The organism is Bacillus infantis (assembly GCF_050107595.1).
In the GTDB taxonomy this organism is placed as follows: domain Bacteria; phylum Bacillota; class Bacilli; order Bacillales; family Cytobacillaceae; genus Bacillus_AB; species Bacillus_AB infantis_C.
Genome location: NZ_JBNILH010000039.1, coordinates 1 through 307 on the forward strand (window position 1 = coordinate 1; position 307 = coordinate 307).

Annotated in this window: 1 rRNA gene; it reads left to right on the forward strand. The window is 51.1% G+C overall.

Going from position 1 to position 307, the window contains the following annotated elements:
• Positions 1-269 (forward strand): 16S ribosomal RNA (locus ACQCVH_RS25350); the annotation flags it as partial.
• Positions 270-307 lie beyond the last annotated feature (38 nt).

Consider the following 307-nt stretch of genomic DNA (forward strand, 5'->3'; position numbering starts at 1 on the left):
CCTGCATGAAGCTGGAATCGCTAGTAATCGCGGATCAGCATGCCGCGGTGAATACGTTCCCGGGCCTTGTACACACCGCCCGTCACACCACGAGAGTTTGTAACACCCGAAGTCGGTGGGGTAACCTGGGGCAAAACTTAACCTCTTATCAATTTTTATAGGAAGTTAAGTTTTGCCCTAGGAGCCAGCCGCCTAAGGTGGGACAGATGATTGGGGTGAAGTCGTAACAAGGTAGCCGTATCGGAAGGTGCGGCTGGATCACCTCCTTTCTAAGGAATATATACAAGACGTGACGGTCTTTGTTCGT